At 73.6% G+C, this 7,104-nt stretch carries 8 protein-coding genes; 4 read left to right on the top strand and 4 right to left on the bottom strand.

Annotated elements, in window-relative coordinates:
- Positions 1-123: 123 nt before the first annotated feature.
- Both LWC35_RS38400 and uraD read right to left on the bottom strand, forming a co-directional pair.
- Positions 124-2,004 carry a S9 family peptidase gene (locus LWC35_RS38400; RefSeq protein WP_232875514.1) on the bottom strand — a complete coding sequence of 627 codons (1,881 nt, stop codon included), beginning with the start codon at positions 2,002-2,004 and terminating at the stop codon, positions 124-126.
- A gap of 1 nt (position 2,005) precedes the next feature.
- Positions 2,006-2,536 carry a 2-oxo-4-hydroxy-4-carboxy-5-ureidoimidazoline decarboxylase gene (gene uraD, locus LWC35_RS38395; RefSeq protein WP_232875513.1) on the bottom strand — a complete coding sequence of 177 codons (531 nt, stop codon included), beginning with the start codon at positions 2,534-2,536 and terminating at the stop codon, positions 2,006-2,008.
- A 77-nt stretch (positions 2,537-2,613) separates the two neighbouring features.
- On the opposite strand from uraD, the gene LWC35_RS38390 reads away from it, so the two are divergent.
- Positions 2,614-3,051 carry a DUF1707 SHOCT-like domain-containing protein gene (locus LWC35_RS38390; RefSeq protein ID WP_232875512.1) on the top strand — a complete coding sequence of 146 codons (438 nt, stop codon included), beginning with the start codon at positions 2,614-2,616 and terminating at the stop codon, positions 3,049-3,051.
- 81 nt (positions 3,052-3,132) lie between these two features.
- Here the strand turns inward: LWC35_RS38390 and LWC35_RS38385 are convergent, their stop codons facing one another.
- Together LWC35_RS38385 and LWC35_RS38380 are read right to left on the bottom strand one after the other, a co-directional pair.
- Positions 3,133-3,723, bottom strand: a complete 591-nt coding sequence (locus LWC35_RS38385) for a TetR/AcrR family transcriptional regulator (protein WP_232875511.1) — start codon at positions 3,721-3,723, stop codon at positions 3,133-3,135.
- Between the two features lie 60 nt (positions 3,724-3,783).
- A complete protein-coding gene (locus tag LWC35_RS38380) occupies positions 3,784-4,239 on the bottom strand; it encodes an Lrp/AsnC family transcriptional regulator (protein WP_232875510.1) in 456 nt (151 codons plus the stop codon).
- 99 nt (positions 4,240-4,338) lie between these two features.
- Between LWC35_RS38380 and LWC35_RS38375 the strand changes: the two genes are divergently transcribed.
- From LWC35_RS38375 to LWC35_RS38365, 3 genes are all read left to right on the top strand, one after another.
- On the top strand, positions 4,339-4,800 hold the full coding sequence (locus LWC35_RS38375; RefSeq protein ID WP_232875509.1) for a DUF2000 domain-containing protein: 462 nt from the start codon (positions 4,339-4,341) through the stop codon (positions 4,798-4,800).
- Positions 4,801-4,923: 123 nt separating this feature from the next.
- Complete coding sequence (locus LWC35_RS38370; protein ID WP_232875508.1) at positions 4,924-6,099, top strand: LLM class flavin-dependent oxidoreductase; 1,176 nt, start codon at positions 4,924-4,926, stop codon at positions 6,097-6,099.
- 110 nt (positions 6,100-6,209) lie between these two features.
- Entirely contained in the window at positions 6,210-6,983 is a 774-nt protein-coding gene (locus LWC35_RS38365) for an ArsR/SmtB family transcription factor (RefSeq protein ID WP_232875507.1), read from the top strand.
- Positions 6,984-7,104: the final 121 nt, after the last annotated feature.

The raw sequence follows: 7,104 nt of genomic DNA, 5'->3' as shown, positions 1-7,104 counted from the left end.
GCCGTGACCACCGGACCAGCGTCTCGCGCTGCTCGTCGGTCAGGTTCACCTCGGCCACCGGCCGGCCCCTACTCGGCACGACCGGCAGCCTACCGATATTTAGCGAATTTCAGGCGCAGGACACTAGGTCCGCGCGACTGTGATCCTCTCGAGGGCGCGGCGGGCGAAGTCGATCTCCGTGGCCACGTGCCGGAGCGTCTCGGCGACGACGAGCGAGCCGTGGCCGGCGTCGAACCGCGCGACCTCGTAGGGCAGGTCGGCGCGTTCGCGCAGCGCGTCGAGGTAGTTGTCGATCTGCCGGATCGGGCAGCGCGGGTCGTTCTCCCCGGCCAGCACCAGCACCGGGGCGCGTACGTCGCCGACGTAGGTCAGCGGCGACGCGCTCCGGTAGCGCTCCGGCACCTCCTCGGGGGACCCGCCGAACAGGGCGCGGTCGAAGGCGCGCAGCTGCTCCATCTCGTCGGCGTAGGCGGCGAGATAGTCCGCCACCGGCACGCCGCCGATCGCCGCGGCCCACCGCTCGGGCTGGGTGCCCGCGGCGAGCAGCGCCAGGTAGCCGCCCCACGACCAGCCCTCGACCACCGTGCGCGCGGGGTCGGCGAGCCCGGCGGCCACCACGGCGTCGTGCACCGCGGCGACGTCCTCGAGCTCGGTCAGGCCCGGCCGGCCCTCGATCGCGTCCCGCCAGGCGGAGCCGTAGCCCGTCGAGCCGCGGTAGTTGACCTCGACCACGGCGAACCCGGCGTCGACCCAGGCGGCGCGGGCCGCGGAGAAGCGGTCCTCGTCGGCGGCGTGCGGGCCCCCGTGCAGGGCGAACACGGCCGGGAAGGGGCCCTCGGGGTGGGCGGGGGACGGCGCGGGTCGGGCGAGCAGCGCGTGGACCTTCCCGCCCGGCCCGTCGACCCACAGGTCCTCGACCGGGACGGAGTCGGGGGCCGGCTCACCGGGCGGGGTGAGCAGCCGGCGGTCCGTGCCGTCCGGGTGCAGCGCCCGGACCGCCGACGGGGTGGCGGCCGAGGAGCTGGAGTACTCCACCGTCCCGTCCGGCCGGACGTCGGCCGAGCCGATGCAGCCCGGGGCGGTCGCCAGCTCGGTGAGCTCGCCGGTGGTGAGGTCGTAGCGGTGCAGCCGGGTGCGTGCGGCGTGGGTGTGCCAGATCAGCAGGGCCGACGCGTCCGGGTAGAAGTCCGCGTCGAGCTCGCCGGGCAGGCCCAGGTCGAGCTCGGTCTCGGCGTCCGTGGCGACGTCCCAGAGCAGCAGCTCCTCGCGGCCGCGGCGCTCGTGCCCGACGAGCAGCCGCTGGTCGCCGCGCACGGGCGCGAAGGCGATCGGGCTCAGGCCCTTGCCGGGCCCGTCGGACTTCTCGGCGACGAGCTCGCCGCCGATCGTCATGACGCGCAGCGCGGGGTGCCGGGAGTCGCCGTGCTCGGAGTGGCTGATCGCGAGCAGCGTCTCGTCCTCGGAGAGGCCACCGACGCCGGCGTCCTCCGGGTGGTGGTAGATCCGGGTGGCGGGCTCGGCGGAGCCGCGGCGGTGCAGCCAGATCGTGGTGCCCTCGTCGGTCGACGTGCCGACGGCGACCAGCTCCCGGCCGATGTCGAGGCCGGCGGGGTAGCCGTCCTCGACGCCGGGCAGCGGGTTCGCGGGCTCCGCACCGGCGGGCAGCCCCGCGAAGGGCTCGGCGACCCAGTGACCGAACTCGTCGCCGTCCGTGTCGGCGAACCACCACACGTGCTCGCCGTCGGGCGGCAGGGTGGCGTAGTGGGTGCCGGCGGCACGGTCGGTGACCTGCCGGTGCAGGTCCGTGGCGCGGTCCCAGGTGTGCACCTGGGTGGTGCCGCTGGCGTTCGACGAGTACACGCTGCGGTCCGGTGCGTCGAGCGCCCAGGAGGGCCGGGACATGCGGACCGCCGTGAAGCGGGCGCGCCAGCGCTGCTCGCGCTCGTCGTCGAAGAGCCGCTCGGGGACGGGGGCGGCGGGATGGCCCGGGACTGCCGTACTCACCTCACCGATCCTGCACGATGAGTCCGGTGAGCCGCAGACGGTTGATGGCGGCCAGCTCGGCGCGCGTGCGCCGGGCCTCCTCCTCGGCGCTGTTGCCGAGCCGCTCGCGGAGCACGGCCAGCAGCTCGTCGGCGTCGCGGCCGGAGGCGCAGACGAGGTAGACGTGCCCGAACCGGCGCTCGTACTCGGCGTTGCCCTCCGCGATCGCGGCCCGGACCGCATCCGGCGCCCCGGCCATCCCGGCCTGCTCGCGGGCCGAGGTCGGGGAGTGGACGGCCCGCTCGCCGATGCGCGGGTGCCCGGCGAGGGCGTCGGCGATCCCGGCCGCGGCGAGCCGGTCCAGCGCGGTGTCGGCGGCGGCGAGCAGGGCGTCGAGATCGCCGTAGGGCCGGCCGTCGGCCACGGCCTCGGCCCACGCGGGCGAGGAGCAGACGGAGAGCAGCGCGGCGACGGCGTCGGGCCGGGGGAGGTGGTCGAAGGCGGCCGTTCCGGGGGAGGCGGGGCGGGGGTCCGGGGAGCTGGGGCCCGACATGCGCACAGCATGGCGGGCGGCGCGCATCCGGGCGATCCCCGATCCGTCACACCGCAAGGGCGGGCAGCATGGACGGCGTGACCGAGCCGGTGCGCCCCGAGGACATGCGCGTCTCCGACATCGACCGCGCCCGGGCCGCGCGGCACCTGCAGTGGGCGCAGGGCGAGGGCCTGCTCGACCTGGGCGAGTACGACACGCGCGCGCGGGAGGTCTGGGAGGCGCGCACCCGCGGTGACCTCGCCCGCCTGCTCCGGGACCTTCCGGCGGCGCCGGCGCGGCTGCCGGACACCTCGCGCCGGCGCGTCTTCTCGGAGACCGGCGGCGGCACGGCGATGCGCGTGCTCACGATCATCTTCACCACGATCGCGGTGGTGAACCTCGTGGCCTGGGCCATCGTCTCGATCACCACCGGCGAGCTGCTCTACCCGTGGTTCCTCTGGACCGGGCTGCCGCCGCTCGCCGCGCTCGGGGTCCTGTACGCCTTCGGGATCGGGCGGCCACAGCGCGACGGGTGAGCGCGACGAGCACGCGCGACGAGCACGCGCGGTGGGTGTCGCGGGTGGGCGCCGTCGGGTAGGCGTCGTGGGTGGGCGCCGTCAGTGGGCGGCCAGCTCCGGCGAGCCGACGAGCATCCCGATCGCCTCGGCCACGTCGGCGCCCGTCGGGGCCGCCTCCGGGTCGACGACCCACTGCACCATCAGCCCGGTGAGCAGGGCCTGGTAGAAGCCGCCGAGCACGCGGGTGCGGTGGTCGGCCTCGGCCGGGTCGTCGGGTAGCGCGTGGAACATCGAGGCCAGCTCCTCGCGGGTCCGGTGCTGGGCGCCCACCAGCGCGTCGTGCAGCCGGGGGGAGCGCGCCGACTCGGCGAGGGACTCGACGTAGGTGACCCACAACCGGCGCTCGCGGGTGAACAGGTCCACCACCGCGGTCCAGGTCTGCGCCACCCGCTCCTCCGGGGAGGCGGTCGGGTCGACCTGGGCGAGCGCGCGGTCGAGGGCCTCCGCCCAGTCCGCGGCACCCCGCACCGCAGCCTCGGTGAGCAGGGCCTCCTTCGAGCCGAAGTGGTAGCCGATCGAGGCGAGGTTCGTGCCGGAGACGGCGACGACGTCCCGCGCGGTCGTCCGGCCGAAGCCCTTCTCGTACAGGCAGTCGGCGGCGCCGTCCAGCAGGTCCTCGCGATGTCCCATGGGCGGCGACAGTAGTAGGTGATCAAGACACCCGTCTGGAACGGGTGTCCATCGTGTCGGTCACGCTATGACGTCGCCCACGATGTGCTCGTAGATCACCGAGGTGCGCACGTCGGCGATCTCGGCGCGCTCGGTGAGCTTGTCGATCACCAGGGAGTACAGGGCCTGGTTGTCCGGCACGGCGACGTGCAGGAGGAAGTCCTCGGTCCCCGTCGTGACGAAGACGCCGAGGGTCTCCGGCAGCCGCGTCACCCAGTTGCGGAACCCCTCGATGGTACGGCGCGAGGGCGGACGGACACGGACCGCGATCAGCGCCTGCACCGGCCGGCCCACCGCGGCGAGGTCGATGTCGAGCCGCGCGCCGCGGATCACGCCGCGCCGGCGCAGTGCCCGCGTGCGGTCCAGGGCGGTGGTGGGGGACACGCCCACCGCGGCCGCCACGTCGCGGTTGGTCCGCCGTGCATCGCGCTGCAGTTCCCGCAGGATCGCCGTATCCAGTGCGTCGAGATCCGCCATGGAGACAGGCTACCCGTACTTCATACGAGGTCCCTGGCTCTTTCTCGTCCCTCCGGTTAGCGTCGAACGCATCAGTCGTATCGACGACGAGGAGTGCTCGTGTCCGTGGGATTCGCGCCCGAGGAGATCGCCACCGGTGAGCCGACGCGCTCGGCCCGGCTCAAGTGGGTCGTGGCGGTGAACGACGCGCTCGGCGCGGGCCTGGCCACCAACGCCGCGATCTGCGTGGCGTCCGCGACGGCGTGCGAGGTCGCCGGGCTGGTCGGGCCCGACGGCAAGGACGCCGGCGGCGCGATCCACCCCGGCCTGCCGTGGGCCGGGTGTTCGGTGCTGCGGGGCTCGGCCGAGGACCTGCGCCGGTTGCGGGAACGCGCCGGGGGGTCGGACGACGTGTTCGTGGCCGACATGCCGGCCGCCGCCCAGCGGACCCGCGTCTACGACGAGTACCTCGAGACCCTCGCCGCCACGGCGTCGGAGGAAGTCGAGTACAACGCGGTGAGCGTGGTGGGCCCGCGCAACCGGGTCGCGAAGCTGGTCAAGGGCCTGCCGCTGCTCGGGTGACCCGGGGGTGTCCCGTTTTCGGACACGGCGGGTCAGGTGGCCCGGCCCACGATGGCGGTGCCCCTCCCCGCGCCCTCCTGCGCGGTGCGAGCAGTGAGGATCGACGACGATCAGGAGCAACTCGTGACCCGACTGCGGTTCGGCACCTTCCTCGCCCCCTTCCACGTGCCCGGGCAGAACCCGACCCTCGCCCTGCAGCGCGACCTCGAGTTCGTCACGCACCTCGACCGGCTCGGCTACGACGAGGCCTGGATCGGCGAGCACCACTCCGCGGGCAGCGAGATCATCGCGTCGCCGGAGATCTTCATCGCGGCCGCGGCCGAGCGGACCCGGAACATCAAGCTCGGCACCGGCGTGACCTCGATCGCCTACCACAACCCGCTGTGGGTCGCGGACCGCATGGTCATGCTCGACCACCTGACCCGCGGCCGCGCGATGCTGGGCGTCGGCCCCGGCTCGCTGCCCACGGACTCGGCGATGATCGGGCTGAACCCGACCGACACCCGTGAGCTGCTCGACGTCAACATCGACATCATCATGCGGCTGCTGCGCGGCGAGTCCGTCACGCAGCAGACGAAGACCCACAACCTGATCGACGCCCAGCTGCAGCTGCGCCCGTTCACCGACCCGTGCTTCGACGTGGCCGTCGCCGCGGTCGCCTCGCCGACCGGCCCGCGACTCGCCGGCCGGCACGGCACCGGGCTGCTGTCCATCGGCGCCACGCTCACCCAGGACGGTTTCGACGCCCTGGCCCACCACTGGAACGTCGTCGAGGAGCGGGCCGCGCACTTCGGCCAGCCGACGCCGGACCGCTCGGGCTGGCGGCTCGTCGGGCTGATGCACATCGCCGAGACGAAGGAGCAGGCCTACCGCGACGTCGAGTTCGGCATCGTGCCCTGGTTCAACTACTTCCAGAAGGTCGCGGCGTTCCCGCAGATGGACGTCGGCGACTCGACGGACATCAAGGGCATGATCGACTTCGTCAACGAGGCCGGCATCGGCGCGATCGGCACGGTCGAGGACGCCCGCGCGCAGGTCCAGCGGCTGTGGGACCAGAGCAACGGGGGCTTCGGCTGCATGCTCCTGATGGGGCACGACTGGGCGAACCCGGAGGCCACCAAGCGCTCCCACGAGCTCATCGCCCAGCAGGTGTTCCCGCACTTCCAGGGCCAGGCCGAGAGCACGCTCGCCGCGAAGAAGCGGGCGCTGGACACGCGTGAGGCGCACGCCGCGACCCAGCTCGCCGCCGTCGACCACATGACCGCGAAGTACGAGAAGGAGCTCGCCGAGAAGGGCTGACCGACACGACGAAGGGGCGGGCCCGCGTGGTCCGCCCCTTCGTCGTGCTTGACACGCAACCTGGAGGTTGCCTGTAAAAGGCAACCTCCAGGTTGCCGGAGGAGGCGGGGATGGACGAGGTGTTCCGGGCGCTCGCCGACCCGCACCGCCGTGCGCTCCTGGACCGCCTGCGGCTGCGCAACGGGCAGACCCTGCGCGAGCTGTGCGCGGGGCTCGACATGAGCCGGCAGGCGGTGACCAAGCACCTCACGGTGCTGGAGGCCGCCGGTCTCGTCACGACCCGGCGCCGGGGGCGCGAGAAGCTGCACCACCTCGACGCCGCACCCATCGACCTGATCGCCGAGCGCTGGATCGGCCGGTACGCCCGCGAGCGCGTCCGGGCGCTCTCCGACCTGCGGGAGGCGCTGGAGGGAGCACCCGTGTCACCGACCGAGTTCACCTACACCACCTACGTGCGGACCACGCCCGAGCGGCTGTGGGAGGCGCTGACCGACCCGGCCTTCACCCGCCGCTACTGGGGCGTGGCCCTCCGGACCGAGTGGCGCAAGGGCGCGCCGATGGTCTGGGAGGAGAACGGCCGCGAGACCGTCGACCCCGGGCAGGTCGTGCTGGAGGCGGACCCGCCGCGCCGGCTCGCCTACACCTGGCACACCTTCACACCGGAGTGGGCGGCGGCCGCGGGGATCGACGAGGAGACCCTCGCCCGCATCGCGGCCGAACGCCGGTCGCGGGTGGCCTTCGAGATCGAGCCGGAGGGCGACGTCGTCAAGCTGACCGTGGTGCACGACGACTTCGACCCCGGCAGCCGGGTCGCCGAGATGGTGGCGCAGGGCTGGCCGCGGCTGCTGTCCGACCTGAAGACGCTGCTGGAGACAGGCTCCTAGGAGACTGCTGAACAAGGGCGATTGAGGGGGCAGGGCGCCTCATGGCGGTCTTGTGCCGCTGGGTTGGGTCAGCACCCGTGGGTGCGACATATCGAGGGTCGCCCTGCCCGCTGGGGAGCCT

Source organism: Pseudonocardia kujensis, from assembly GCF_021283305.1.
GTDB lineage: Bacteria > Actinomycetota > Actinomycetes > Mycobacteriales > Pseudonocardiaceae > Pseudonocardia > Pseudonocardia kujensis.
This window is presented reverse-complemented; position numbering and strand designations above follow the sequence as displayed.

What these genes read in the sequence shown, in the direction of transcription:
- LWC35_RS38380 (WP_232875510.1), bottom strand. Translation starts at nt 4,239, where the DNA reads ATGGCGGATCTCGACGCACTGGATACGGCGATCCTGCGGGAACTGCAG.
- LWC35_RS38365 (WP_232875507.1), top strand. Translation starts at nt 6,210, where the DNA reads ATGGACGAGGTGTTCCGGGCGCTCGCCGACCCGCACCGCCGTGCGCTC.
- LWC35_RS38385 (WP_232875511.1), bottom strand. Translation starts at nt 3,723, where the DNA reads ATGGGACATCGCGAGGACCTGCTGGACGGCGCCGCCGACTGCCTGTAC.
- uraD (WP_232875513.1), bottom strand. Translation starts at nt 2,536, where the DNA reads ATGTCGGGCCCCAGCTCCCCGGACCCCCGCCCCGCCTCCCCCGGAACG.